This window comes from uncultured Hymenobacter sp., from assembly GCF_964243305.1.
Classification (GTDB): Bacteria; Bacteroidota; Bacteroidia; order Cytophagales; family Hymenobacteraceae; genus Hymenobacter.
On record NZ_CAXTEF010000015.1, the window covers coordinates 68,954 to 95,724 of the forward strand.

Sequence of the window (26,771 nt, forward strand, 5' to 3'; positions counted from 1 at the left end):
TACTAGTGATAGGATGACAAACAATAAGCACTCTCTCATATCATATGATTGTAAAACACCTCTGCCGACACAACCCGCACCGCCGGAAACCCTGCGGCGCTAAGGCCACCGAAGTGCCGGTCGTTGCTGACGAGGTAATCGGCGTTGCTAGCTACGTAGCAGTCCACGAATTTCTGGTCGTCGGGGTCAGCAAAGGGTAGACGCCATTTATAATAGGTTTCTTGCAAAATCAAGTTGGGAGCTTCGGTTACCAGCGCATACAGCTCAGCGGCTATTTCGACTTTGTGTTTGCGACCGAATAATTCTTGATATTCCAGCAATATCTCGGTCGTGACGATTAAATCGAACTGCTCTAACACAAAAGCGTCAAAGAGTGGCCGCAATGGGTTGTGCGCGGTAACAGCTTGCAGGAGCACGTTCGTATCAAGCACTACCCGCATTATTGCGCTGCTAGATGCTCGTGTTCGTCGGCCTCACGGTCAATGTTTGCCGCCAGCTTTTGCCAGCGAACCCAACGTTCTTGCTTAGTGGAGGGGGTATGGAATTCGGGCAAATGGAACAAGCGCCGAAACTCTGCCTTGGCGGCTTCATTCTCTTCCGCTGTCGGCTGGATATGAGGCCCAACTCTCAAGTACCACTCTAATACTGCGTCGCGTTGCGCGGAATCGTTGAAGTTGATTTTACCCGATTCTACCAAGCTCTTCACGTAAACAACTTGCATTTGCAGCGCGGCGCGGTCATCAAATTTGATGATGTCGGGCAGCGTGATGGTGAGGTTCAGGGTTTGCATGGGGTGCGGGTTTGAATAGCTAAAGTTACAACCGACTTCGCAACGCATAATTCCAACAAAAAGCCTCTCCCGCAGCTTGCGAGAGAGGCTTTTTAATAACTAATAACCTAAACCCTACGCCCGGCCCATCTGGCGCAGGAAGCTTACGTGCGAGGCGACGGCGTAGCGCATCTTGGGGAAGGCGATGTAGGGCACGTTGTACTCCTCGCAGACTTCGCGCAGAATCTTGCTGATGGCGGGGTAGTGCACGTGCGAAATCTTGGGAAACAAGTGGTGCTCGACCTGGAAGTTGAGGCCGCCGACGAGCCAGGAAATAATGCGGTTGTCGGTGGCGAAGTTGGCGGTGGTTTTCACCTGGTGGATGGCCCACTCGTCTTCGAGCTTGTTGGTGACGGCGTGGGGGGTAGGGAATGCAGTGTGCTCGACGGTGTGGGCGAGCTGAAACACCAGGCTAGTGATGAGGCCGGCGAACGTGGTAGTGACGATAAAGCCGACGAGCCAAGGCAGGAAACCCGCAAAATAGATGGGCAAGCCAACGTAGAGCACGAGGTTGATGGCCTTGAAGCCCCAGAATACCACGTGGTCGGTGGTGGTCATGGGCTTGTAGGGCAGGTCACCGATTTTCTTGGTGAAGTACTTCTGATAATCCATCACAAAAATCCAGGCGATGTAGAGCATCGAGTACAGAAACCAGAAGTAGAAGTGCTGGTACTTGTGCAGCGGGTGCTTGGGCTGCTCCGGCGTCATGCGCATGAAGGGGCGGATGTCGATGTCGTCGTCGTGGCCGTCGATGTTGGTGTAGGTGTGGTGCACCACGTTGTGCTTGGCGTTCCACATGAACGAGCTGCCGCCCATGACGTTGAGCGTGAAAGCCGCGAAACCGTTGAGGGCCTTGGAATTGGAGAACGAGCCGTGCGAACCGTCGTGCATCACGTTGAAGCCGATGGCGGCGATGGAGCAGCCCAGCAGCAGGCATTCGGCCAAGGCCAACAAGTTGGATTCCGGGCGCCAGAACACAAGGTGCGTGTAGAAGAACACGAAGGCGCTAATCAGCACAATGGCTTTGAGCCAGATGGCAAAGCCGCCGGTGGGCGTCTGGTTGGTTTGCTCGAAGTAGGCGGTGGTGCGGGCTTTGAGGTCGGCGTAAAATGAACGGGGCGGCGCGAACCGCGGCAGCATAGGCTGAGCCATAGAAACAAAAAACGGGATGGGAATAGAGGAACAAAGATACCCGCCCTCAACGGCAGCGGCCGGAAACAGATTCAGAATAAAAGCTGAGATGCGCAAAGCCTGACCGATTTAGGCGCCTGGGCCCCTGAATCAGGCCTATAAGATTATGACATCGGCCGGAGGAGTTTCATCCCTACCCCCTGCCTCAGCCGTAGGTTGCCCCAACTTCTTTCCCTCATTTACCTTTTTATCACCTCTCTGATGAGCTACATCACCGCCGGCCAGGATGCCAATGGCCAACCCGTCAAACTTCACTACACCGACCAGGGCCAGGGCCAGGCTGTGGTCCTGATTCATGGCTGGCCAGCCACCCACGAGATGTGGGAATATCAGCTCGCTGAGCTGCCCAAGCACAACCTGCGCGTGGTGGCCTACACCCGCCGCGGCTTCGGCCAAAGCTCCAAGCCCTGGGAGGGCAACAACTACGACACGTTTGCCGACGACCTCAAGGCCGTGCTCGATGAGCTGGACTTGCAGGATGTGACGCTGGTCGGCTTCTCGATGGGCGGCGGTGAAGTGGCCCGCTACATGAGCAAGCACGGCGGCGCCCGCGTGACGAAAGTGGCCTTCGTGTCGTCCGTGACGCCTTATTTGCTCCAGACCGACGACAACCCCGACGGCGCGCCGCAGTCCACCTTCGACGGCATGATTGAGAAAGTAGAGGCCGACCGGTTCGGCTTCCTGGCCGACTTCGGCAAGAACTTCTTCAACGGCGGCGTCATGCATAAATCGGTGAGCCAGCCGACGCTGGACTGGATGCAGGCCATCTGCCAGATTGCCTCGCCCCGCGCCACGGAGCAGTGCGTGAAGGCCTTTGCCGGCACCGATTTCCGCCAGGATTTAAAGCAAATCAAGGTTCCCACCCTCGTTATTCACGGCAGCAGCGACACCATCGTGCCCGCCGCGGTAAGCGGCGAGCGGATGAAGGAATTCATGCCGCACTCCAAGTTCATCGAGTACTCCGGCGCGCCGCACGGGCTTTTTATTACTGATAAGGACAAGCTGAATAAGGACCTGCTGGAATTCGTGCAGCACGGGGCCTAACCTCACCCCCTACCCCCTCTCCAAAAAAGAGGGGTAGCCAGACGTCAGTGAAGAGTTAAAAGTTAAAATCCCTACCCCCCTCATCCGGCTTGAAGCCGGATGAGGGGGGTAGGGATTTTAACTTTTAACTCTTCACTTTTAACTCAATTCAAATACGCGTGCCAGTTCTGGTCGATGGTGCCGGCTGAGAGCTTGAGGAAGCCAGCCAGCGTGGGCTTTTTGGGCTGCTGGCGGATGGTGAGGCCGGCTTCGGCGGGGGTGCGGTGGCCTTTGGCGTGGTTGCAGCGGGCGCAGGCGGTGAGCAGGTTGGTCCAGCTCGATTCGCCGCCGCGCGAGCGTGGCAGTACGTGGTCGAGGGTCAGCTGCTTGGCCGAGCCGCAGTACTGGCACTCGAAATGGTCGCGCTTGAAGATGTTATGGCGGCTCAGGGCAATGCCTTTGTAGGGCACGCGCACGTAGCGCTGAAGCCGGATGATGCTGGGCTTGGGGTAGGACGTGGAGATGGTGCGCAAGGTGCCGTGCTCGGACTTGGCAATCATCTCGGCCTTGTCCAGAAACAGCAGCACGAACGCCTTCTGCACGCTGCACAAGGTGATGGCGGTGTAATCACCGTTTAAGACTAATACTTTCTGGTCCATACTACTACCCACGAGGATAAATCTAACCCGCCGAAAGCTAGGTGATTCCGGCCGTATAAACAAGGCCCGTGGGGTTAAGTTCGTTTTCGGAGCAGCGCAGAAAGCTCGTCCTGCTGAGCGCGGCGCAGCGGAGTCGAAGCATCTTGCCGGGGGCAGTAATCAAGCCAACAGAATGTCCTGCTGAGCCTGCTAAAGCGCTTTGCATACAACAGTAACAAAAGGTGTGGGCAAACGAATTACTGCTCCTGGCAAGATGCTTCGGCAAGCTCAGCAAGACGTTCCTTTTCACACCAATCATTCCCCTACCCCCCTCTTCTACTCCAACACCCGCTTAATCAGGCGCAGCTTGTGCGAATAGCGCTGCCGCTCGCGGTTGAAGATGCCGTTGTGGTCCAGGGGGTCGAGGCGCACCTCGCCGTGGGCGTGCAGAATCAGGCCTTCCTCCAGCACGAGGCCGACGTGGACGATGGCGCCTTCGGCATTATCAAAAAAGGCGAGGTCGCCGGGCTGGGCCTGGGCCACGAAGTGCACCGGCTGGCCGTGGGCAATCTGCTGGCGGGCATCGCGCGGCAGCTGCACGCCAAGCAGACCGTAGAGCTGCTGCACCAGCCCGGAGCAGTCGAGGCCAAAGATGCTTTTGCCGCCCCAGACATAGGGCGCCCTGAGGTAAGTCAGGGCGAGCTTGCGCAGCAGGGCGGCCTGGCGCTCGGAGGTCGTTTCCTGGGCCGGGTTGGTGGCCGGGCCATTATAGAATAGCTGGCGGGCACCCACGCGCAAGCTTAGGCCGTCGAAGAAGGGTAGGCGGCAGCCGAGGGTGATGGGCTGGCGCGTGTCGGCGTCGGACACCATCTGCACCACGTCGAGGGCGCGGGGGTGCTCCTGTCCGAGCCAGGCGGCAAAATAATCGGGCGTGACGGGCAGGTGCTGCTTTATATCAATCCAGCCCAGGTAGCTGTCGGCCGCAATCTGGATGTGCAGCCAACTGCCCTGCGTGACGAGCACGGTATAGCACTCGCCGAAGAGCAGCTCGGTAACTAATTCGGCCCGGTCGCTGGGCTCGGCGCGGACGGGGACGGCGCTCAGGGCGCAAATGCCGGGGCTCAAGGGAGAAGAAATGGTTGGTGAATGAGCGATAAAGAACGTCAGGCCGCGCTTGCCGAGACATCTCGTGTGCAGCAGTAATCAATGATAAGATTAGTCAGCGGGCGAGATGCTTCGGCAAGCTCAGCATGACGTTCTAACGTTGGGTCCTGCTGCTTAAAACTCCCGCAGCCGGTCCATTTCCCGCTTTTGGTCCTTGGCTTTGATGTCCTCGCGCTTGTCATAGAGCTTTTTGCCTTTGGCCAGTGCGATTTCAAGCTTGGCGAAGCCGCGCTCATTCACGAACAGGCGCAGCGGGATGATGGTGAGGCCCTGCTCCTCATTTTTGCCGGCCAGCTGGCGTAGCTCGCGCCTGGTGAGCAGCAGCTTGCGCTCGCGCATGGGGTCGTGGTTGTTGTAAGTGCCCTGGGTGTAGGGGGCAATGCGCAGGTTATGAATCCAGAGGCTGCCGTCGGTGTGGAACAGGCAGTAGCCGTCCTGCAAGTTGGCCTCGCCGGCGCGGATGCTTTTTATCTCGGTGCCTTGCAGCATCAGGCCCACGTCGTACTTGGCCAGAAAGGTATATTCGTGGCTGGCGCGGCGGTTGCGGATGTTGATGTTGGCTGGTTTATCGTCTTTGTTAGCCATAGCAAGCAGGACAAGAAGCGGGGCATTTTAGTTAAAAGAATGCAGAGCTGACCAGAGGGCTTTCCGGGCCTTCCTCATGGGGAGGGGGGTAGGGACCAGAGCCAGCACGCATAGCGGCCCACGGCCCGGCACGACGCCCGCGGAAACGCCGCCCGCACCCGCGCCGAGTCGGTTGCACTCGCCGTGAGTACGTAGCCCGGCCCGCGCAGGGTGGCAATGGCGGCCGGCGGCACCACGCGCACCGGCCGCGGGTAGGCTTCGACGTAGAAGCGCAGCGAGGCATTGTAGCCGCGGGCGCCGCCCACGGCCGTGTGGGGCCGCAGGGCCCGGTAGAAGCCCGGTGCCGCCACCACGGCCAGCGGGGCGGGCGGCGCAGCTTCGCGGCGCAGCTCGCGCAGGCCGTAGCCGGCGCGCAAGCCGTTGCCCGCCTGAAACTCGCCAAACAAGTCGTGCCAGTTGCCGCGCAACTCGTGGCGAATGGTGATGAGCGGCGGCACGATGACCAAAGCCGCCAGCAACACCCGCAGGCTGACGTGCGCCGCGCCGGCCGGCGCCCGGCTCAGCAGCCAGGTAGCCAGCCGCGGCCCACCCAGCCCCACTAGCAAGGCCAGCCAGGGATAAGCGGGCAGCATGTACCACTCGACGCGGGTTTTGGCGATGGACAACACCAGCAGCAGGCCCGCCGCCCAGCTCAGGGCGAACCAGGCGACGCGCCGGGCCCGTAAATCGGGGTGACGCAGGGCAAAGGGAATAACAACGGGCAGCACGTAGAACCAGGGCAGAAACTTGCTGCGGGCCATGCGCTGGAAATAATAATACCAGGGCTCGTGGTGCTTTTCCAGCTCGGTGCTGAAGCGCCCGCCCAGCTCGTTGTAGTTCACGGCGGCCCAGTAGCCGGGCCCGAGGTGCTCGCGCCAGCCGTACCAGCCCGCCGCCACCGCCCCCCAGGCCAGCAGCACCAGCCAGAAGCCCGGCCGCCGCAGCAGCTGCCGGCCGCGGCGGTGCGCCAGGCAATAGAGGGCCATGCCAGGCACGGGTAGCAGCGCGGCCACCCCTTTGGTGAGCGTGGCCACCAGCAGCCCTATCCCTACCCCCCACCACCAGCGCGAACGCCCGGTTTCGAGCAGCAGCAGCACTGAGAGGCCCGTAGCCAGCTGCGCGAGCGTTAGCAAAGCGTCATAGTCGCCGGCGTGGCCGTGGTGCTCGCCCAGGAAGCCCAGCGCGCTTACCAGCACCGAGCCGGCCAGGAGCCCGCCCAGCGGCCGGCGCAGAAACTTCGCTAAAAACCAGTATAACACGAGGATAGCAGCCAGCGCGGAGAGCGCCCCCGGCAGGCGAATGGCCCACTCCGTGGGGCCCAGCAGCCGCAGCAGGCCGGCTTGCAGCCAGAGCATGAGCGGCGGCTTGGTGTTCCATAGGTCAGGCTCGAAGGCAAAGGTGGCGACCAGCCAATTGCTGCTTCGGCTCATCTCCAGGGCGTTGACAGCCAGTCGGGCCTCGTCCCACTGCCGCAAGGTGAGGCCGCCCAGGTCCAGGAGCAGGCCCAGCGTTGCTACCGCGGCCAGCAGTGGGCCGGCCCAGCGACCGAGGTGGCGGATTTCGGGGGGGGTAGGGGTCATTAACGGGGGAAGGACACTTTCCGGCGGGGGCTGGCCGGCTGACTTGTTTAGGCAGCCAGCAGCCGGCGAAAACCAAATGCGCCGGCCGGAACGGGATTAAGCCGGTTGCAAAGATGGGCCTGCCCGCCGGCTAATCAGCCTTGGCCAGACTATTTAGGCCGCCGACGACGTGGCCGCCGGCGGCCGGGGCAGCCGCCCGACCGGCACGATGCGCTGACGAGTGCGGCCCGTGGCGACGAGCCGGCTGCCGACCGCCGCGCGCAGGGTGCAGGTCAGCTCCGGGCCGCGCAAGACCTCAAAAGTGGCGGTAAACTCCACCGTCTCGCCCGCGAAGGCGGGGCCGCGGTGCTCGATTTCCAGCCCCGTGCCGATGCCGGCTTCGCCAGGCTCCAGCATTTCTTCCACGAATTGGCGGCTGGTCCATTCCATGTCGCGGCCCAGGGCGAAAGTGCTCAGCAACTCGTGGATAAGTTGGCCGTTGAGCACGGCAAAGTCGGCGGGCGTGACGAGGCGGCGGAACAGTTTGGTCGCGCCGGGCAGGAAAGGATTAGCCACAGGCAAGGGGGTAGAAAAAAAGGCGGTCATGCAGAGCGTAAGCGAAGCATCTCGCTCGGGTAACTAATCCAATCGTTGGTTTGGCTTGATTACTTCCCCTAGCAAGATGCTTCGCTTACGCTCTGCATGACCGCCTTTTTTCCTACCCCCTTACTTCAGCTTCAACCGCGGGTCGGGGCTCAAAAGCTGACTGGCAAAGTCGCCCGCTAAGTACTGGAAGTGGGCGCTCATGGCAATCATGGCGGCATTATCGGTGCAAAACGGAAACGCGGGGATGAACACCTGCCAGCCGCGCTCCTGCGCCTCGGCTTGCAGGGCGGCGCGCAGGCCGGAGTTGGCGGCCACGCCGCCGGCCAGCGCCACCTGCGTCAGGCCGGTGGCGGCGGCGGCGCGGCGCAGCTGGCGCAGCAGCGTACTTACAATGGTGTGCTGAATGCTGGCGCAGAGGTCGGCCAGGTTTTCCTCAATAAAAGGGGGGTAGGCGGCGGTTTCCTTTTTCAGGAAGTACAGCACCGCCGTTTTCAGGCCGCTGAAGCTGAAATCATAGCCGCCGGGCAGGGCGCCTTCGGGGAAGGCGAAGCGGCGCGGGTTGCCGGTTTGGGCGAGCTTGTCGAGGCGCGGGCCGCCGGGGTAGGGCAGGCCGAGCAGCTTGGCGGTTTTGTCGAAGGCCTCGCCCGCCGCATCGTCGATGGTCTGGCCGATAACCTCCATCGCCAGCGCCGAGCGCACCACCACCAATTGCGTGTGGCCGCCGCTCACGGTCAGGCACAGGAAGGGAAACGCCGGCCTCGGCTCCTCAATAAAATGGGCCAGGATGTGGGCCCGCATGTGGTTGACGGCCAGCAGCGGCTTGTCCAGGGCCAGGGCCAGGCTTTTGGCGAACATGCCGCCGACCAGCAGCGAGCCCAGCAAACCCGGCCCCTGCGTCACGGCCACGGCGTCCAGCTCGTGCTTGCCCACGCCGGCCTGGCGCAGGGCGGCCGTCACGACGGGCAGCACGTGCTGCTGGTGCGCCCGCGAGGCCAGCTCCGGCACCACGCCGCCGTACTGCTCGTGCACGTGCTGGGTGGCCACGACGTTGCTCAGCAGCGCGCCGTCGCGCATGACGGCAGCGCCGGTGTCGTCGCAGCTGGATTCGAGAGCCAGGATAGTCATTTTATGAATGAGGAATTAAGAATGAGGAATGAGGAATTATGGTTGAGGTAATTCCTCATTCTTAATTCCTCATTGCCTTATACAAAGGTCAGCCCTTCGTGCGTTTCCTAACCCTACCCCCTGGCCTGCCGTTTGCGGGGCCGAGACTGCTGAAAAAGCCGCAACTTCGTAGCGGCAACCGTTTTTGCTGATTTCTCCTCTGCCTTGACCTTCGTTCGCCGCGCCGTTATCGTCCTGCTGAAAGTGCTGCTGGGGCTGGCCGTGGGGCTGGGGCTGGCCGTCGTGGGCGCGCTCATAGCCCTGCGGGTGCCGAGCGTGCAAACCCGCGTGGCCCGGCAGATAACGCAGGTGCTGAGCCGGCGGCTGAGGCAGGAAGTAAGCATCAACCGCGTGGATGTGCGGCCGTTTTCGAGCGTGCTGCTCGATGGCGTGCGGGTGCGTGACCGGCGCGGCGGCGAGCTGCTCAGCATTGGCCGGGCCGAGGCCGACATCACCTTGTTTTCGGTGTTCGACCCGCGGCATCTGCACGTCGGGCAGCTCACGCTTACCGAGCCGCACTTCGAGCTGAAAAACCTGGCCGGGCAGCCCGATTCGACCACGCTCGACCAGCTGCTTGGGGCGGTGAAGCGGCTGGTGGGGCCCTCGACTGACACCACGAAGTCGGCGCCATTTGACTTTCAAGTCGAGCGCGTGGCCCTGCGCAACGGGCAGTTTATCATTGAGCGGCAGGACGCGCCGCGCGAGACAACCTACGGCCGCACCATCGACTACCGCCACATGCGCGTGGACAGCCTCTACGCCGACATCTCGAACCTGCGCCTGGGCGACACGCTGCGCCTGCGCCTGCAAGGCCTGCGGGCGGTGGAAGTGCCCTCGAAAACGCACCTCAAGGAGTTGACGGCTGACATTGCCTACCACCAGCACTTTTGGGAATTCGCGGGCCTGAACCTGCGCGTGAACGGCTCGCAGCTGCGCGACTACCTGCGCTTTGAGTACCGCACGTTCGGCAACTTCTCGAATTTTAACGACTCGATGCGGGTCGTGACGCGGCTGCGCGACGCGCATGTGCGCACCGAGGACATCGCGCAATTCGCGCCGCAGCTGCTGGGCCTGCACGAGGCGGCCACCATCTCGGGCCGGGCCGAAGGCTACGTGCGCGACTTCAAGGCCGAGGATTTGGACGTGCGCTACGGGCGCGGCACGCGGCTGCGCGCCGCGCGCGCCCACGCCGATAACCTGACCCATTTGCGCGAGGCGTTCGTGGATTTGCGCCTGCGGCCATCGGTGATTGAAACCGCGGACCTCAAGCATTTCCTACCCCCCTCGGCCAATAAACTGGTGCAGCGCCTGGGCCGGGTGAAGCTCAACGGGCAGCTGCTGGGCTTCTACAGCGACTTCGTGGCCAACGCCTCGTTCGACACCGCGCTGGGCCGGGTGGTGTCGGACGTGAACCTGAAGGTGACAACTGACTTCACCCGCGCCGCCTACGAGGGCACCATTCAGAGCACCAGCTTCCAGCTGGGCAAGTTTCTGGGCGATGAATCGGTGGTGCGCGATGTGACGCTAAACGGCAAAATAAAGGGGGTAGGGTTTGACCCCAACATTGCCCGCGGCCAGGCCGACTTGCGCGTGGCGCGCATCTGGCTCAGCGGCCACCGCTACCAGAACCTGACGCTCAACGGCCGCTACCACCAGCAGGCTTTTGAGGGCCGATTCACGACCAATGACCCGGCCTTGCAGCTGACCAGCACCGGCCGCTTCGACCTCGACCGGCCCCACCAGGTGGTGGACGTGCAGGCCACCATCCGCCGCGCCGATTTGCGGGCGCTGGGCCTGACTACGCAGCCGCTGGTGATTTCGACCACCGCCGACGTGCACTCGCGGGGCTTGCAGCTGGATTCGCTCATCGGCTACGCCCGGCTGCGCCGCTCCACCTTCACATTGGGCCGCCAGACGCTGCGCCTCGACACGCTCGACGTGGTGAGTGCCCGCGCCGGCAGTGGCCGGCGCCACGTCGCTATCACGTCGGAAGCGGCTGACGTAGAAGCCGATGGCGTGTTCAATACCGCCGCTGTGGTGCGCGACGTGCAGACGCTGGTCACCGAGTATCGGCTTAACTTCGAGAGCAACGCCGCCGCCACGGCCGCCTACTACCGCCGCAAGCGCCAGCAGGCCCTGCCCGAATACCGCATTGACTTAAAGCTCAACCTCAAGCGCCTGAACCCAGTCCTGGCCGTGTTCATGCCCGACTTGCAGATTGCCGACCGCAGCCGCATCGACGGCTCGTTTCGCAACGGCGCCACTTCGATTTTCCAGCTCGGCGGCCATTTCGACTCCCTGCGCTACGGGCCGGTGCGCACCAGCAACACCGATTTCGACCTCAACACTTCCAAGCTACCCTACCGGCCGGAAGTTTTGGCCTCAGCCAACGTGACCTCGGACCGGCAGGTGCTGCCGGGACTGGGGCGCACGGAAAGATTCTACGTGGAAGGCGTCTGGGACCAGCAGCGCATCAACTTCTCCACCTCGCTGGCCCAGACCGGCACCACGAACAAAGCCACGATTAACGGGGCGCTGGGCTTTCTGCCGCGGGCCGTGGAAGTCGTGTTCCGGCAGTCGGGCCTGCACCTGCTCGACCAGGACTGGACGATTGCGGAGAATAATGCAGTGCGCATCAGCGATTTCGGGCGGGAGTTCGACGTGCAGAACTTCAGCCTCCAAAATGGTGAGCAGCAGGTCAGCGCCCAGGGTTATATCTCCCGCGATGCCGACCGGCCGCCGCTGCAACTGGATATCAAGCAGTTTCAGCTCACTACCCTGCGCGCCCTGACCGGGCAGCGGCTGGCCGGCCGCCTCAACGCGCAAGCCACGGTGAGCGGCATCTACGGGCCGCTCACGATTGACAATACCTTGCGCGTGGACTCGCTGCGCTACAACGACGTGCTCGTGGGCCAGGTGCTGGGCCGCAGCACCTGGGACAACCCGGCCAAAAAGCTGCGCCTCAACCTCGACGTGGCCCGCGACGACCAGCGCGTGCTGACCGTGGCTGGCTACCTCGCGCCCAGCGCCGAGCAGGACCAGCTGCACCTCGATGCGCAGCTCGAAGACGCGCCTTTAGTGTTAGCCCAGCCGTTCCTGGAAAGCATTTTCAAGAACGTGAACGGCACCGGCCAGGGCGAGCTGCACCTCACCGGCCGCTTCGACCGGCCCGAGCTGACCGGCGCTGTGGACGTGCGCAACGGGCAGTTCACCTTCGGCTACCTGGGCACGACTTACACCTTTGCCGACCGCATCAGCTTCACGAACCGCACCATCGCGTTCCGCAACATTCGCCTGCGCGACGCGCTCGGCAACACCGGCACCGTCGACGGCGTGGTGCGCCACCAGGGCTTTAAGGACATGAGCCTGACTATCAGCGCGGCGTTTCGCAAGATGCAGGTGCTCAACACCACGCGCAAAGACAACGAGCTGTATTTCGGCACGGCCTACGCCACGGGCACGGCCTCGGTCACGGGCCCCGCCGACAACCTCGTGGTGAACGTGCGCGCCACCTCCGAGGCCGGCACGCGCATGTCCCTACCCCTCGATAATGCGGCCAAGGCCCAGAAGGCCGGCTACATCAAGTTCGTCAACAACAACCGCTCGGATACGGTCATCACCAAGCAAGCCGTAGCCGTGACGGCGGCTGATAAAGTGGACTTATCGGGCTTGCAGTTGAATATGAACCTGACAGTGACGCCCGACGCTTACATGGAGATTCTGCTGGATGAAAGCACCGGCGACATCATCCGCGGCACGGCCGCCGGGCAGCTGCGCCTGAATATTGACACGCGCGGCGCCTTTAATATGTATGGGCAGGTCGAGATTGTGCGCGGCGCCTACAATTTCACCTTGCAAGGGCTGGTAAATAAGGAGTTCCAGGTGCGGCCGGGCGGCCTTATTTCCTGGAACGGTGACCCGCTGGCTGGCGAGATGAACGTGACGGCCGCCTACACCCAGCGCACGAGCCTGGCGCCGGTGCTGGAAAATACCAGTGGTGGCGGGGCCGTGGTGCCCGTCACGGCCGTGATGACGCTCACCGGGCCGCTGCTGCTGCCCGTCATCCGGCTCGGGCTGGAATTCAACGACGCGCCGGGCACCTTGCAGGGCGATTTGGCGGCCTTCACCGCCTCTTTGCGCAACGACGAGCAGGAGCTGAACCGCCAGGTGTTCAGCCTGCTGGTGTTCAAGCAGCTCTCGCCCCGCGGCTCGTTCGGCAATACGATTTCGTTTAAGAGCGGCGAGAACAACACCGTTTCCAACTCGCTGGGCCAGATTCTGAGCACCCAGCTCGGCCTGCTCACCTCGCAGATTGACCAGAACCTGGAAATTGACTTCAACATCAACGGCTTGAGCGCCGAGCAGCTCCAAGCCCTGCAAGTGCGCCTGAGCTACTCTTTCCTCAACGGCCGCCTGCGCGTGACCCGCGAGGGCGGTTTCACCAACGGGGCCAACTACGCCGGCACCGGCCAGCTGCCCGGCGCCGCCAACGCCCGTCAGGTGTCCTTGCTCGGCGACCTGAGCCTGGAGTATTTCCTACGCCCCGATGGCAAGTTCCGGGCCCGCCTGCGCTACGAAACCACGCCCCGCGACCTCTACGTCGAAGGCGTCAACCAGACCCGCGCCGGCCTCTCGCTGCTGCATACCGAGCAGTTCGATACCTTCGGCGAGCTGTTCCGGCGCGAAACGCCCAAGAAGAAAGAGCGCGACACCCAGCGCGCCCGCGAAGTCTTAACCGTGGACGAGGACCCGCGCAGCGTGCTGTAACGCGCACAGGGGGGTAGGGAGCATCTTGCCGTTTCTCCGTCGGCGTAGTCAGGATGGGTCATTGCGCTGGCGGTAGTCGCCTCACGCAGGCCTGCTGATGGAATGCCGAAAGCGGTTAACTAAAATTTATAGCTGCCAGGCCGCAAGTTTTTGCCGGAAAGCAGACCTAATGCCCTACTTGGCGATAATGCTGCTCTAGCTGCCACGCTTCGCGAGCCCGTCCACGTTTATAATCGGACTGGTAGGGGCGCCCGTTACGTCTTTTTCTTTCTGCTCTCACTTCCTGAATTTATGCTTGCTGCGCTCGGCCTGACTCCTGTTGTGACGACCGCCGAACTGGTTGGGCATCTGCAGCAGGGTAGCGAAACGGCATTCCGGGCGCTGGTTGAGCTGCACCACGAGCGCGTATATCGCATTGCGCTGGCGCTGCTGCGCTGCCCCGAAGAAGCCGAGGATGTAGCGCAAGAGGTGTTTGTGGAAGTGTATCAAACCATTGGCCGGTTTCGGGGCGAGGCGGCGCTTAGCACCTGGATTTACCGGCTGACGACGTCGCGGGCGCTGCGCCACCGCCAGAAGGCCCGGACCAAAAAGCGCTTTGCCTTTCTGACCAACCTCTTCGGGTCGGATAACGACGCGCAACACCATCCGCCGGACCACCGCCACCCCCACGCCTTGCTGGAAGGTCAGGAGCAGCTGCAACAGCTGCAGCAAGCCATCAGTCAACTGCCTGACCAGCAGCAAGTAGCTTTCAGCCTGCGCCACGAGCAGGAGTTAAGCTACGAGCAGATTGCGGCCATCCTGCAAACCACCGTGCCCGCCGTAGAGTCGCTGCTGTTCCGGGCCCGGCAAACGCTGCGCAAACGCCTGCACCTCCTTTCCAAGCCTGCCTAGCCATGTCCGACAACGCTGAATCGCCCGCCGACCAGGCCTGGCAGGAACTGCTGCACCGCTTACGCGACCAGCCCGCAGCGCCGCCCCGGCCATTTTTCTACACGCGGCTGCAAGCCCGCCTGGCGGAAGTGCCCCCGGCGCCGCGGGTAGCCGCTCCCCGGTGGCTGCACCGGCCGGCTTACGCCGCCATAGTCGGCTTACTGACGGTAATCCTGCACGCCGATTCTACTTCCGGCTCCTCAGGCCTCGGCGAAGCCGCCAGGCTACTCTCCCCTACCCCCTCGGCGGCCGGCAAGTAGTTCGGCGCCTGACTACTGGCTTTGAGGACCGTACCGTGGCGGCAGCTGCGGCGCGCCCGCGCGGGCTTTTTGCTATGCGCCCTACGCGCATTCTAGCGCAGGCATTTCCGCCTGCTTCAAACCATCTTTTTCCTGGCGCTATGTTCTTATCCGGGCACATCGTGTGGCGGGCGTCGCCCCTGATTCATGATTTCGGCTTCTTCAAGCTGACGTGGTACGGCCTGCTGTTTATGTCTGGCTTTGTGATTGGCGCTTTTATTCTGCGGCGCGTCTTTCGGGCCGAACAGGTCAACCCCGACTGGGTTGACCGACTCACGCTGTACCTCATCCCCGCCACCGTGCTCGGCGCCCGCCTCGGCCACTGCTTGTTCTACGATTGGGCCTATTTCTCGCGCCACCCGCTGGAAATTTTTATTGCCTTCCCCTGGGCCGGGCTGGCCAGCCACGGCGCGACGGTAGGCATCCTGCTGGCCAGCTGGCTTTTCAGCCGCAACTACAAATTCGACTACCTGTGGCTGCTCGACCGCCTCGCCGTCGTCGTGGCCCCCGGCCTGGCGGGCATCCGGCTGGGAAATCTGCTGAATTCCGAGATTATCGGCCGCGAAACCACGGTACCCTGGGCCTTTCGCTTCGCCCGCTACGACCAGATTCACCACCTCCAGACGACCATTCCTACCCAGCTGCGCCACCCCACCCAGCTTTACGAAGCCCTGTTTTACCTGCTGCTGTTTGGCTTGTCTTACGGGCTCTGGCGCCAGTACCAGCGGCAGACGCCGCGCGGGCTGCTGGTCGGCTTGTTCGTTACGCTGCTCTTTTCGTTTCGCTTTTTAATCGAATTCCTGAAAGAGAATCAGGTACGTTTTGAAGACGAGCTGCCGCTGAATATGGGCCAGCTGCTAAGCATTCCTTTAGTGCTGGCGGGGATTTGGATACTGCTGCGGGCCGGCAAACAGGCTGGTAACCCGCACGGCTACGCTCCGCGTGACCTAAGCTGGCGAGAGGACCAACAAGTACGGCAAGGCGACTTAGCCAGTAGCGCGGAGCGCGGCAACCCAGCCTGAGAGTAGGAGCTGCTCCCGTCAGCTTGTAGAAAGGCTGACGGACGACTGTATCTTTGCCGCCCATGTCCGCTGCCGTCCGTCCGCCCGTCCGCAAGAAGAAGCTGGGGTCCTACCCTACCCTGCTCGTGGTGTTCAGCATCACGCTGGCCCTGATTGTGGTCGGCTTGTTCGGCCTCTTGCTTTTGCACGCCCACAAGCTCTCGGACGTGGTGCGCCAGAACCTCGACGTGCAGGTGTACCTGGACCGCGAGCTGCCCGAAACCGAGCTGCTGCGCCTCCAACAGGACCTGGGCCGCCTGCCCGCCGTGGCCGAAAAAGCCGACGGCCAGCCCCAGATTCGCTTTGTGAGCAAGGAGGAGGGCGCCCAGCAGCTGCTGCAAAGCACCGGCGAAGACTACCGCCAGTTTCTGGGCGACAACCCCCTGCGCGACGCCTACGTGCTCAAGGTGCGGCCGACCCACACCGACACGCTGCACCTGCACCAACTCGAGCGCGCCATCCAGGGCCAGCGCGGTGTGTTTGAAGTGCAGTACCCGCAAAACCTGTTCGCCAGCATCAACCAGAACCTGACCCGGCTGAGCCTGCTGCTGCTGGGCTTCGCGGGCGTGCTCCTGTTCGTGGTCGTGGTCCTGATTAACAATACCATCAAGCTGGCCCTGTTCTCGCAGCGTTTTTTGATTCGCTCCATGCAACTCGTGGGCGCGACGCGCTTCTATATCCAGCGGCCGTTTCTGCGGCGCGCGACCTGGCAGGGCCTGGCCAGCGGCATCCTGGCCGCCCTGGCGCTGCTGGCCCTGCTGCAATACGCCTACCTCAGCATCCCCGAATTGGGCCTGCTGCGCGACGACCGCCTACTAGCCGTCCTGCTGCTGGCCGTCCTGGGCCTGGGCACCGGCATTGGCTTTCTCAGCTCCTGGCGCGCCGTGAACAAGTACTTGAAAATGTCGCTCGATGATTTGTATTAAACTGTCAGGTAAAAATCGTCGGTCATGCTGAGCCTGCGAAGCATCCTATCACGTTTGAACGCACACTAATTTCTGATTACTGCGTCGTTCGGCGGCGAGAGGATGCTTCGCAAGCTCAGCATGACCGACGATTTTTACCTGACAAGAATCCTGCTCTATGCAACCCACTACCTCTGCCCGCTTCGCCGCCTTTGGCCCCCGCAACTACCGCCTCATGTGGCTCGGCCTCGTCGTGCTCGCCGCCGGCTTCATCACCATGACCCTGGACTCGGCCGACTACGGCGAGGGTTTTCTGGGCATCACGCTGGGACCGATTCTACTTGTAATCGGATTCATCGTGGAGTTTTTCGCCATTATGCTCCGCGACCCGGCCGTGGTGGCGAGCGCTACGCCGGGCGCTGCCACGGCGGGCGCCAGCGCGCCGGTCAACATTGCGATGTCGGACGTTGTGCCCGCCGCCCCGGCCCCGGTCCCTACCCCCCGTCCGACTTACAAGCCGCTGTAGATGAGCTACTGGCACGCCATCATTCTGGCCATCATCGAGGGACTAACCGAGTTTTTGCCCGTTTCCAGCACCGGCCACATGATTGTGGCCTCGGCCCTGCTGGGCATCCCGATTACTGATTTCACCAAGCTCTACCTCGTCGTGGTGCAGCTCGGCGCCATTTTATCGGTACTTGCCGTGTACTGGCGGCGGTTTTTTCAGAGCTTTGACTTCTATCTGAAGCTACTGGTGGCTTTTCTGCCTATCGTGGGGGTAGGGTTTTTTCTGAAAAAATACATCGACGCGCTGCTCGAATCGGTGGGTGTGGTGGCCTTTATGCTCGTGCTCGGCGGCATCGTGCTGCTGTTCATCGACCGGTGGTTTCCGCAGCGGCACGCCGAAGCCGACGAGGTGGCCGTCACCAACCCGAGCTTCCGGCAGGCGTTCGTGATTGGCGTGTTTCAGTGCCTGGCCGTGGTGCCCGGCACGAGCCGCTCGGCCGCCACCATCATCGGCGGCCTGAGCCAGCGCCTGACCCGGCAGGCGGCGGCCGAGTTTGCGTTTTTCCTGGCCATGCCCACCATGCTGGCCGCCTCCGTGAAGGACTTCTACGACTATTACAAGGAAGCCAAAACCCACGGCATCGACGTGGGAAACCTGTTTTCGGCGGAGCAAATCAAGCAGCTGGCCGTGGGCAACGCCGTGGCCTTCGTGGTGGCGCTGCTGGCCATCCGGCTGTTCGTGGGCTTCGTGGCGAAGAATGGCTTCCGCGCTTTTGGCATCTACCGCATCATCGTCGGCGGCCTGCTGCTGCTCATGCTGGCTCTGAAGCTGAACTTGCAGCTGGTGTAGGGCGCGGGGCTCGTCCCCGCCCGCCACGTGAACGAGCAGCCTTAAATTAGTAATCTAACTGGCGCGGACGCCGGGCGGGGACAAGCCCCGCACCCTACATGAACCTGACTGACTTCCACTTCGCCGAAGGCGAAATCCTGCTGCTCGACAAGCCGCTGACCTGGACCTCGTTCGACGTGGTGCGCAAGGTGAAAAACGCGCTGCGCATTGCCAAAATTGGCCACGCCGGCACCCTCGACCCGCTGGCCACGGGCCTGCTCATCCTCTGCACGGGCAAAAAAACCAAACAGATAGACTTGATTCAGGCCCAGGAAAAAGAATACGCCGGCACCTTTCGCCTCGGCCAGACCACGCCCAGCTTCGACCTGGAAACGGCCGTGGACGCCGAGCAGCCCTTTGCCCATCTCACGGCGGCCGAGATTGAAGCGGCCGCGGCCAGCTTTCTGGGCGTCATCGAGCAGACGCCACCGCTGTTTTCGGCCGTGAAGGTGGACGGCCGGCGCGCCTACGAGCTGGCCCGCAAAGGGGAAACCGAAACCGTCATCAAAAGCAAAACCGTCGAAATCAAAACGTTCGAGCTGACGCGAATTGCCTTACCGGAAATTGATTTTCGGGTGGTGTGCTCCAAAGGCACTTACATCCGCAGCCTGGCGCGCGACCTGGGCGCGGCACTCGGCTGCGGCGCCCACCTCACGCACCTCGTGCGCACCCGCATCGGCGCGTTTCGGCTCGAAGATGCGCTGACGCTCGCCGCCGTGCAGGCGCTGGCCCCGCCCCGCCCGGCCGGCGCTGAGGCGGGGGACCGGCACCCGCGCCAGGAGCGCCAGCCAGCGGCGCGCGCCGGGCTGGACTACTACGCGGCCCAGCAAAGCGCAGCGGCCGGATTCCCTACCCCCCCCGCCCCGGCCGAAGCCGCCGGCCCGGACACCGAAAACGCCGGCTAACGCCTCGGCTGCTACCTTCGCGGCACCTGAGCCGGCCCTGAGCGCGGCGCTATTCCCTACCCCCTTTCGCTTCCCCGGCGCCCATGCACGTCATCCGCGACCCGGCCCAATTTCCCGTCCTCACCGGCGCCGTCGTCACCAGCGGCACCTTCGATGGCGTGCACGTCGGGCACCAGCGCATTCTGGCCCGGCTGCGCGAAGTGGCTCAGGCGCCCGGCGGCGGGCCGGCCGTGGTCATCACCTACTGGCCCCACCCGCGCCTGGTGCTGGGTCCGCCCCTGACGCACGCCGCGCCGCTGGACCTGCAGTTGCTCAACACCTTGGACGAGCGCACTGCCAAGCTCGCGGCGTTCGGCGTCGAGTACCTGCTCATCGTGCCCTTCACCCGCGAGCTGGCCGCCTGGACGTCGGAAGAGTACATCCAGCAGCTGCTGCTAAAGACCGTGGGCGCCCGCCAGCTGGTCATCGGCTACGACCACCGTTTCGGCAAAAACCGCGAGGGCGGCTTCGACTACCTGAGCCAGCACGCCGACCGCTACGGCCTGCGCGTGGAGGAGATTCCGCGCGAGGACGTGGACGCGGTGGGTGTGAGCAGCACCCGCATCCGGCGGGCGCTGCTGGCCGGCGACATTGCCACGGCTACCCGCTACCTCGGCTATCCCTACCCCCTCACCGGCGTGGTAGCCCACGGGCAAAAGCTCGGTCGGACTATCGGCTATCCTACTGCTAATATTGAGCTTACGGAGAAGCTCAAGCTGGTGCCGGCCCGCGGCATCTACGCGGTGTGGGCCACCACGGCGGCCGGCACGCGGCACGCGGCCATGCTCAGCATCGGCGTGCGGCCCACAGTTGGCAAGGATTTGGCGCAGACCATCGAGGTGAACCTGCTGGATTTCAGCGCCGACCTCTACGGCCAGGAGCTGACCCTGGAGTTCGTGGCCTGGCTGCGGGGCGAGGAAAAGTTTGCCGGCCTGGACGCGCTAAAGGCCCAACTAGCGTTGGATGCCGAGCACACGCGGGCCGCGCTGGCCTAGCCGGGGGGCGCATCTCTATCCTTATCACTTATCATAATGAGCTACTTACGACTATTTCTGCTGGCCTGCAGCTGGCTGCTGGCCTTGGGCGCGGCCCAGGCCCAGGGCCGCCTGAGCGGCGTGGTGCGGGACTCGACCACGAACGAGCCGCTGGCCTTCGCCAGCGTGTTTCTGGCCAACACCACGCTGGGCACGACGACCACCGAGCAGGGCGAGTTTGAGTTCAAGCGCGTGCCCAAGGGCACCTACGACGTGGTGGGCTCCTACGTGGGCTACCGGCTGAGCAAGCAGAGCGTCACGGTGGGCGCGGCAGCGGCGCCGCAGCAGCTCACGCTGCGCCTGGCCTCCAATGGCAACCAGCTGGGCGAGGTGGTGGTGCAGCCGGCCCCCAACAAGCCCGAGGAGTTTCAGCGCTTCAGCGAGATGCTGCTGGGCCAAAGCTCGTTCTCGGAGCAGTGCCGCATCAGCAACCCCGAGCAGGTGCGCGTCTTCTACGACGACTCGACCAGGGAACTGACCGCCCGCGCCAGGGAATTCGTGCAAATCGACAACGATGCGCTGGGCTACCGCCTCAAATACTACGGGCTGTACTTCGCCTATGACGATGAGGCGCAGTCGATTACCTACTACGGCGAACCCGTGTTTCAGGAGCTGACCCCGCGTGACGAAAGCCAGCGCCAGCTCTGGGCCACCAACCGCGCGACGGCCTACCGGGGCTCGTTTATGCACTTTCTGCGCAGCGTCTACACCAACCGCCTGCGGGCCGAGGGCTTCCTGACCCAGCGGGTGGGGCCGGGCACCAACCCCCGCTTCGCCCGCGCCGAGCGCCAGCGCCGCGCCCTGCTCGCGCGCCGGCCGGGCGGCGCCAACCTCACGGCCTCGGAGCGCGACTCGCTGGCCCGCTGGGAGCGGGAGCCGGCCACGCGGCCCACCATCTTCCCCGTGTTCCGCTCCATCGACAGTCTGCGCCGGGTTTCGCCCGACGGGCAGCACGCCTACCTGCGCTTCCACGACGAGCTGCGGGTGACCTACCTGGGCGAGACGCCCGACCCGCGCTACGGCCGGCCGGCGCTGGCGCCCATGCCGGCGCCAGCCACCGCGCCCGCCAAGCGCCAGGTGTCGAGGCTGCAACTCACGGATACCGACGGCGAGGCCGAGCTTCAGGCCGATGGCGCGCTGCTCAACCCGCTGGAGGTGGCCATCGGCGACTACTGGGGCTTCGAGAAAATCGGCGAGTTTTTGCCCTATGACTACGTGCCGGCCGCCACCACCACGCCGGCCGGCCCCGCTACCCCCTGACCAACCAAGCGGCTAGTCCGGTGCCGGCCCCCGCATGAGCAATACCCGACAAAGTTGCCTCCTGACAGCTACCCGCCAGTGCTTTTGCGGCTTGCTGCTCATGCTGCTTTTGCCCCTCAGCAGCCAGGCCCAAAACCAAGGTCTGGCCACCCTCAGCGGGCAGGTGCTTGATTCTGTGACGCGGGCGCCGCTGCCGTTTGCCAGCGTGTTTCTGGCCAATACCAGCCGCGGCACCACCACCGACGCCGCGGGGCGCTACCAGCTCACCGGCATCGCGCTGGGCCAGTACGAGCTGGGCGTCAGCTACGTGGGCTACCGGCTCTACCGGCAGGCCCTTCGTATCAGCGGCGCGCTCACCTTCAACCCCGCCGTGGCGCCGGCCGCCCAGCAGCTGGCCGAAGTGGTGGTGCGCCCCGACCCAAACCGGGAGGCCAATTTTCAGAAGTTCAAGGAGCTGTTTCTGGGTAGCTCGACGCTGGCCCGGCAGTGCCGCCTGCGCAACCCCGACGACGTGCGGGTGAGCTACGACCCCCAGCAAAATGTGCTCTCGGCCATCGCCACGCGCCCGCTGGAAGTTGATAACCCAGCCCTGGGCTACCGGCTCACGTTTTACCAGCTTGATTTCAAGGCTGAGTTTGGCGAGCTAAGCACCCTGACTTTGCTGAGCCAGGTGGCGTTTCGGGAGCTGCCCGGCGGCAGCGCGGGGCAGCAGCGGCGCTGGGCCGCCAACCGCCAAAAGGCCTACCTGGGCTCCTTGCCGCACTTTTTGCGCAGCGTGTACGCGGGCCGCGTGGCCGAGGAAGGCTTTGAGGTGCGCAAGCTGCGGCGCGTGGTCAATCGACGGCGGGCGGCGACGGTCGAGCGGCTGCGGGCGTTGGACGCGGCGGGGGGGGTAGGGGCCGGCATCCTGTCCGACTCGGTGCGCCGCATCCTGGAGCAGCCGCCCGTGATGGCTTACCTGTTCCGGCCGCTGCTGCCCCCCGACAGCCTGCGCCGGGCCGCGCCGGGCCCCGACGGCGGCCGGGTCTGGCTGCGCTTCCATGACCTGCTGGCCGTGACCTACGGGCGCGAAAAGCCGGATGCCAACTACCGCCTGCCGGGCCCCAACTTCACCTCCCTCCGCCCCGAAAAGCAGGAATCGGTGCTGCATTTGCAGCTGCCGGAGGCCGAGATTCAGTCGTTTGGCGCGCTGGTCGTGCCGCTGGGCTCGCTCAGCGAAGACTACTGGGGCTTCGAGAAAGTGGGCGAGATGCTGCCCCTGGACTACGAGCCGCCCGCCGTGCCCGTGCGCTAGTTCGGGGCCGGGCCCGGCTTAGGGGTGCTTGCGCGCTTTTTTGGCATAAATGGCTTGCCTTACGAGCCAGCGCAGGAGGTTTGGGCAAACTCTGCCAACTTTGCGCCCCGCCCCTACCCCCCTCATGATAAACAAAGTAGTCCCCGACGCCCGCGCCGCCCTCGCCGGCCTCACCGATGGCCTCACGCTCATGCTCGGCGGCTTCGGCCTGTGCGGCATCCCCGAGAATGCCATTCAGGAAATTCTGCGCCGCGGCGTGAAAAACCTGACCTGCATCAGCAACAACGCCGGCGTCGATGATTTCGGCATCGGCAGGCTGCTGCAAACCCGGCAGGTGCGCAAGATGATTGCGAGCTACGTGGGTGAGAACGCCGAGTTTGAGCGGCAGCTGCTCAGCGGGGAGTTGGAGGTCGAATTGATTCCGCAGGGCACGCTAGCCGAGCGCATCCGGGCCGGCGGGGCGGGCATCCCGGCCTTCTACACGCCGGCCGGCTTCGGCACCGAGGTGGGGGTAGGAAAAGAAAGCCGCGAATTCAATGGCAAGATGTATTTGCTCGAAACCGGCCTCAAGGCTGATTTTGCCTTCGTCAAGGCCTGGCGCGGCGACACGGCCGGCAACCTGATTTATAAGGGTACGGCCCGCAACTTCAACCCCATGATGGCCACCGCCGGCCAGATTACGGTGGCCGAAGTTGAGGAGTTAGTCCCCGCCGGGCAGCTCGACCCGAACCAGATTCACACGCCCGGCATCTTCGTGCAGCGCATCTTCGAGGGCCAGAATTACGAAAAGCGCATCGAGCAGCGCACCGTCAGGACCTGAACCACAGATTTAACTGATTTCAACGGATTGAACAGATTATTGGTGGTTTAGCGCGGCTTTTATGCCTTGACTTTCCTGCTTTGAATAGATAAAGCCATGAAAACTACTTTTCAGCTTTCGCTGGCTTTGCTGGCGCTGGGCGCATTCAACGGCGGCGCGGGCGCCTGGGCGCAAGTGGCCGCCCCGGCAGCCCGGCGCCCTACCCCCCCTCCGGCGGCCAAGGCCACCCAGTTCACGGACTGGACGCGGGTCGACCAGTTGCTGCGGCAATACACGACCGTCAGCATCGGGCGCGGCATAATTGGGAAAGTGCTGCCCGACGGCAACGTAAGCTACCGCGACGACACCCGCGTGCCCGGCGCCATTGCCCTAGTGATGCGCGATGGCAAAGTGATATACCGCAAAGCCTTTGGCGTGGACGATGTGGGCGCTCAAACGCCCTTGCGGCCCGACGCCATCGTGCGCATCGCCTCCCAAACCAAGGCCGTGACCAGCGTGGGGGCAATGCTGCTCTACGAGGAGGGCAAGTTTCAGCTCGATGACCCGATTTCCAAGTACCTGCCGGCCTTTCGCAACCCTAAGGTGCTGGCGACTTTCAACGCCCAGGACTCGACCTACACTACGACGCCAGCCACAAGTGAAATCACCATCCGCCAGCTGCTGACCCACACCTCGGGCATCAGCTACCCCATCATTGGCACCAAAGAGGCGCGGGCGATTTATGCCAAGGCGGGCATTCCGAGCGGCATCGGCACACCGGCCGGCTCGCTGGCTCAGTCTATGGATAAGCTGGGCGCCCTACCCCTCCTGCACGAGCCGGGCGCGCAATGGACCTATGGGCTGAGCGTAGACGTGCTGGGCCGGCTGATTGAGGTGCTCGCGGGCCAGCCGCTCGACCAGTTTCTGAGCCGCCGCCTGTTTGCGCCGCTGGGCATGAAGGACACGTATTTTTACCTGCCCGCCACCAAGCGAGGCCGACTGGCGCAACTCTACACCGAAAGTGCGGACCATAAGACCGCGCCCATGCGCCCGCAGGACGGCATGAGCCCGGACTACCCCAAGGCGGCCGGCACCTACTTTTCGGGCGGCGCCGGTCTCTCCTCCACCATCGGCGACTATGCCGCCTTCCTCGAAATGCTGCGCCAGGGCGGCACGCACGGCGGCCGGCGCCTGCTGAAAGCCGAAACTGTGGCCCTGATGACCGAAAACCAAATCGGCGCGCTAAGCCAGGGCACCAACAAGTTCGGCCTCGGCTTTAGCCTCACCACGGCCCAGAGCGCCCGGCCGCCGGGCTTGTCACCGGGCTCCTTTGAGTGGGGCGGCATCTTCGGCACCACCTACTGGGTCGACCCCAAAGAGAAACTGGTCGCCCTGATTTACACCCAGAAATACCCCAACACCACCGGCAACGACCTCGACGATAAGTTCAAAGTGGCAGTCTATGAGGCACTGGCGAAATGAGCGGCTGCTGTTTCACGCAGTGTCTCGCAGGGTTAAAGCCGCAGTGTTCGCAGTGTCGTTCTAGTGTCGTTCTGCTAGGCCGCCAGTCCAGAAAGCGGGCCCCCAAATAATCCGTTTCATCCGTTAAAATCCGTTAAATCTGTGGTCCTCGACAAACACGGCATTGCCCGGCGCATCGCCCAGGAGCTGCGCGACGGCGCCTACGTCAACCTTGGCATTGGCATCCCGACCCTGGTGGCCAACTACATCCCGGCCGGCATCAATGTCGAATTGCAGTCCGAAAACGGCCTGCTCGGCATGGGCCCCTTTCCCACGGAAGAGGAAGTGGATGCCGACCTCATCAACGCCGGCAAGCAGACCGTCACCACGCTGCCCGGCTCGTCTATCTTCTCCTCGGCCGACTCGTTCGCCATGATTCGCGGCGAGCACGTGGATTTGACCGTGCTCGGCGCGATGGAAGTATCCGAAATGGGCGACATCGCCAACTGGAAGATTCCGGGCAAGATGGTGAAGGGCATGGGCGGGGCGATGGATTTGGTAGCCTCGGCTAAAAACATCATCGTGGCTATGCAGCACGTAGCCCGCGACGGCTCCAGCAAGCTATTGAAGGAGTGCACCCTGCCCCTCACGGGCCTGCGCTGCGTGAAGAAAATCGTGACCGAGCTGGCCGTGATTCAGGTGCTGCCGCCCGAAGCCGGCGGCGGCTTCCTGCTGCTGGAGCGGGCGCCGGGCGTGAGCGTCGAGCAGATTCAGGCCGCCACCGCCGGGCGGCTGGAAGTGTCGCAGGACGGTGTGCCGGAGATGCGGGGCGTGTAGGGCAAGTAGTGATTACGAAGGTAATTTTTTACACTCTCATTTATCGCCCTTGAACGGGAACAACTTGTAACCTGCTGTGACCGAGTAGGCGATGAATTTGTCTGTGCGGTTGGTCGCGAATCCATCGTACAGATAATGCGAAGCAACAGTATACTCCAGCTTGTTGCTCTTAGAGGCAAAGGAGACGGCCAGGTCCAAAGTGTTTAATTCCACTCGAAAGAACTGTTTAACTGGTCCGTTATCAATGTATACCCTCTTTCCAGTATTTACAATACCCCAGCCTATTGCAAGTGCGCTTGGCTTATACCACTTTGGCATGGCGTGATTCAACTGCTTGGCCAGCCAGAATTCCTGGTCTAGTATGACACCTTTCCTGTCTATACTAATCGGACCTGTGCTGCCACCCCACTCACTATACATATACCCATACCTCACAAACGGCGTGTAGCTTATTCTCAAACTATTGCCTAATTCTATTTTCGGTCCTATCCCAACAGCCTGAAGGTTGCGCTCGTAACTGTACGGAACATAAGTATTACTCCGAACTCCTCTCAAGTTGAAGAAATTCATAATTGTACTTCGTGCACGCACAGAGGGGGATATGCTCAACTCAATTTTTTGAGCTTGTGCTAGACACATCGAGCTTACCGATAACACGAATGTTACCGTCATAAAAAAACAAGCAGGCCAAGAAGCCTTGACCTGCTTGTTTAAGACCCTACGAATAAATTCAGATGTTTTCTCCGATAATCCGAAACTCGATTGCATCCGTGATAGGATAATGTCCTCCGAAAAAGAAGATACCCCTGTCGAAAACGCCATTATAAACCCACGACGCTGCTGGCGTGTAGGTATATGGTCCCGGACCAGTGGTGTTGCTCTCTTTGGTGTCATCTCTGGTTATTGTGCCCTTATGGTAGAACTCTTCTGTTGAACGATACTGCACAGCAATGTTCACGGTTTCTGTGCTAAAGTCAACTGGCAAG

The 26,771-nt window shown here is 62.7% G+C and carries 26 protein-coding genes; 15 read left to right on the forward strand and 11 right to left on the reverse strand.

Annotated features, from left to right (window positions below):
- Positions 1-35: 35 nt before the first annotated feature.
- From ACFE70_RS10810 to ACFE70_RS10820, 3 genes are all read right to left on the reverse strand, one after another.
- Positions 36-440, reverse strand: coding sequence for a putative toxin-antitoxin system toxin component, PIN family (locus ACFE70_RS10810; protein ID WP_375417753.1), 405 nt, complete (start codon positions 438-440; stop codon positions 36-38).
- Entirely contained in the window at positions 440-790 is a 351-nt protein-coding gene (locus ACFE70_RS10815) for a hypothetical protein (RefSeq protein WP_375417754.1), read from the reverse strand. The genes ACFE70_RS10810 and ACFE70_RS10815 overlap by 1 nt, the downstream gene beginning before the upstream one ends.
- A 114-nt stretch (positions 791-904) precedes the next feature.
- Positions 905-1,981 (reverse strand): fatty acid desaturase family protein, encoded by a 1,077-nt coding sequence (locus ACFE70_RS10820; RefSeq protein ID WP_375417755.1) that lies wholly within the window; start codon positions 1,979-1,981, stop codon positions 905-907.
- Positions 1,982-2,221: 240 nt separating this feature from the next.
- On the opposite strand from ACFE70_RS10820, the gene ACFE70_RS10825 reads away from it, so the two are divergent.
- The gene (locus tag ACFE70_RS10825; RefSeq protein WP_375417756.1) at positions 2,222-3,064 is read left to right on the forward strand and encodes an alpha/beta fold hydrolase; all 843 of its coding nucleotides are present in this window, start codon (positions 2,222-2,224) and stop codon (positions 3,062-3,064) included.
- Between the two features lie 143 nt (positions 3,065-3,207).
- Here the strand turns inward: ACFE70_RS10825 and ACFE70_RS10830 are convergent, their stop codons facing one another.
- From ACFE70_RS10830 to tsaD, 6 genes are all read right to left on the reverse strand, one after another.
- Entirely contained in the window at positions 3,208-3,702 is a 495-nt protein-coding gene (locus tag ACFE70_RS10830; protein ID WP_375417757.1) for an HNH endonuclease, read from the reverse strand.
- A 315-nt stretch (positions 3,703-4,017) separates the two neighbouring features.
- Complete coding sequence (locus ACFE70_RS10835; protein ID WP_375417758.1) at positions 4,018-4,806, reverse strand: NlpC/P60 family protein; 789 nt, start codon at positions 4,804-4,806, stop codon at positions 4,018-4,020.
- Between the two features lie 153 nt (positions 4,807-4,959).
- Positions 4,960-5,430 carry an SsrA-binding protein SmpB gene (smpB, locus tag ACFE70_RS10840; protein ID WP_375417759.1) on the reverse strand — a complete coding sequence of 157 codons (471 nt, stop codon included), beginning with the start codon at positions 5,428-5,430 and terminating at the stop codon, positions 4,960-4,962.
- Between the two features lie 74 nt (positions 5,431-5,504).
- The gene (locus ACFE70_RS10845) at positions 5,505-7,049 is read right to left on the reverse strand and encodes an ArnT family glycosyltransferase (protein WP_375417760.1); all 1,545 of its coding nucleotides are present in this window, start codon (positions 7,047-7,049) and stop codon (positions 5,505-5,507) included.
- Positions 7,050-7,202: 153 nt separating this feature from the next.
- A complete protein-coding gene (locus tag ACFE70_RS10850; RefSeq protein ID WP_375417761.1) occupies positions 7,203-7,604 on the reverse strand; it encodes a thioesterase family protein in 402 nt (133 codons plus the stop codon).
- A gap of 150 nt (positions 7,605-7,754) precedes the next feature.
- Positions 7,755-8,759 (reverse strand): tRNA (adenosine(37)-N6)-threonylcarbamoyltransferase complex transferase subunit TsaD, encoded by a 1,005-nt coding sequence (tsaD, locus tag ACFE70_RS10855; protein WP_375417762.1) that lies wholly within the window; start codon positions 8,757-8,759, stop codon positions 7,755-7,757.
- A 204-nt stretch (positions 8,760-8,963) separates the two neighbouring features.
- On the opposite strand from tsaD, the gene ACFE70_RS10860 reads away from it, so the two are divergent.
- The 14 genes from ACFE70_RS10860 to ACFE70_RS10925 all read left to right on the forward strand — a co-directional run bounded on the left by ACFE70_RS10860 (position 8,964) and on the right by ACFE70_RS10925 (position 25,785).
- Entirely contained in the window at positions 8,964-13,565 is a 4,602-nt protein-coding gene (locus ACFE70_RS10860; RefSeq protein ID WP_375417763.1) for a translocation/assembly module TamB domain-containing protein, read from the forward strand.
- 291 nt (positions 13,566-13,856) lie between these two features.
- Entirely contained in the window at positions 13,857-14,456 is a 600-nt protein-coding gene (locus ACFE70_RS10865) for an RNA polymerase sigma factor (protein WP_375417764.1), read from the forward strand.
- Positions 14,457-14,458: 2 nt separating this feature from the next.
- Positions 14,459-14,755 (forward strand): hypothetical protein, encoded by a 297-nt coding sequence (locus ACFE70_RS10870; RefSeq protein ID WP_375417765.1) that lies wholly within the window; start codon positions 14,459-14,461, stop codon positions 14,753-14,755.
- A gap of 140 nt (positions 14,756-14,895) precedes the next feature.
- Positions 14,896-15,816 carry a prolipoprotein diacylglyceryl transferase gene (gene lgt / locus ACFE70_RS10875; RefSeq protein ID WP_375417766.1) on the forward strand — a complete coding sequence of 307 codons (921 nt, stop codon included), beginning with the start codon at positions 14,896-14,898 and terminating at the stop codon, positions 15,814-15,816.
- A 62-nt stretch (positions 15,817-15,878) separates the two neighbouring features.
- On the forward strand, positions 15,879-16,781 hold the full coding sequence (locus ACFE70_RS10880) for a cell division protein FtsX (RefSeq protein WP_375417767.1): 903 nt from the start codon (positions 15,879-15,881) through the stop codon (positions 16,779-16,781).
- A 157-nt stretch (positions 16,782-16,938) separates the two neighbouring features.
- A complete protein-coding gene (locus tag ACFE70_RS10885; protein ID WP_375417768.1) occupies positions 16,939-17,286 on the forward strand; it encodes a DUF3098 domain-containing protein in 348 nt (115 codons plus the stop codon).
- Complete coding sequence (locus ACFE70_RS10890; RefSeq protein ID WP_375417769.1) at positions 17,287-18,117, forward strand: undecaprenyl-diphosphate phosphatase; 831 nt, start codon at positions 17,287-17,289, stop codon at positions 18,115-18,117.
- 98 nt (positions 18,118-18,215) lie between these two features.
- Positions 18,216-19,061, forward strand: a complete 846-nt coding sequence (truB, locus tag ACFE70_RS10895) for a tRNA pseudouridine(55) synthase TruB (RefSeq protein ID WP_375417770.1) — start codon at positions 18,216-18,218, stop codon at positions 19,059-19,061.
- 83 nt (positions 19,062-19,144) lie between these two features.
- Positions 19,145-20,095 carry a bifunctional riboflavin kinase/FAD synthetase gene (locus tag ACFE70_RS10900; RefSeq protein ID WP_375417771.1) on the forward strand — a complete coding sequence of 317 codons (951 nt, stop codon included), beginning with the start codon at positions 19,145-19,147 and terminating at the stop codon, positions 20,093-20,095.
- A 36-nt stretch (positions 20,096-20,131) separates the two neighbouring features.
- Entirely contained in the window at positions 20,132-21,394 is a 1,263-nt protein-coding gene (locus ACFE70_RS10905; protein WP_375417772.1) for a carboxypeptidase-like regulatory domain-containing protein, read from the forward strand.
- Between the two features lie 100 nt (positions 21,395-21,494).
- A complete protein-coding gene (locus ACFE70_RS10910; RefSeq protein ID WP_375417773.1) occupies positions 21,495-22,688 on the forward strand; it encodes a carboxypeptidase-like regulatory domain-containing protein in 1,194 nt (397 codons plus the stop codon).
- A gap of 124 nt (positions 22,689-22,812) precedes the next feature.
- Positions 22,813-23,508 carry a CoA transferase subunit A gene (locus tag ACFE70_RS10915; RefSeq protein ID WP_375417774.1) on the forward strand — a complete coding sequence of 232 codons (696 nt, stop codon included), beginning with the start codon at positions 22,813-22,815 and terminating at the stop codon, positions 23,506-23,508.
- 96 nt (positions 23,509-23,604) lie between these two features.
- Positions 23,605-24,969, forward strand: coding sequence for a serine hydrolase domain-containing protein (locus ACFE70_RS10920; RefSeq protein ID WP_375417775.1), 1,365 nt, complete (start codon positions 23,605-23,607; stop codon positions 24,967-24,969).
- A 141-nt stretch (positions 24,970-25,110) separates the two neighbouring features.
- Positions 25,111-25,785 (forward strand): 3-oxoacid CoA-transferase subunit B, encoded by a 675-nt coding sequence (locus ACFE70_RS10925; protein WP_375417776.1) that lies wholly within the window; start codon positions 25,111-25,113, stop codon positions 25,783-25,785.
- Between the two features lie 36 nt (positions 25,786-25,821).
- On the opposite strand, the gene ACFE70_RS10930 is transcribed toward ACFE70_RS10925, so the two are convergent.
- Together ACFE70_RS10930 and ACFE70_RS10935 are read right to left on the reverse strand one after the other, a co-directional pair.
- Positions 25,822-26,355 carry a hypothetical protein gene (locus ACFE70_RS10930; protein ID WP_375417777.1) on the reverse strand — a complete coding sequence of 178 codons (534 nt, stop codon included), beginning with the start codon at positions 26,353-26,355 and terminating at the stop codon, positions 25,822-25,824.
- Positions 26,356-26,515: 160 nt separating this feature from the next.
- Positions 26,516-26,771: hypothetical protein (locus ACFE70_RS10935; protein ID WP_375417778.1), on the reverse strand; the 256-nt coding region annotated here is incomplete at its 5' end.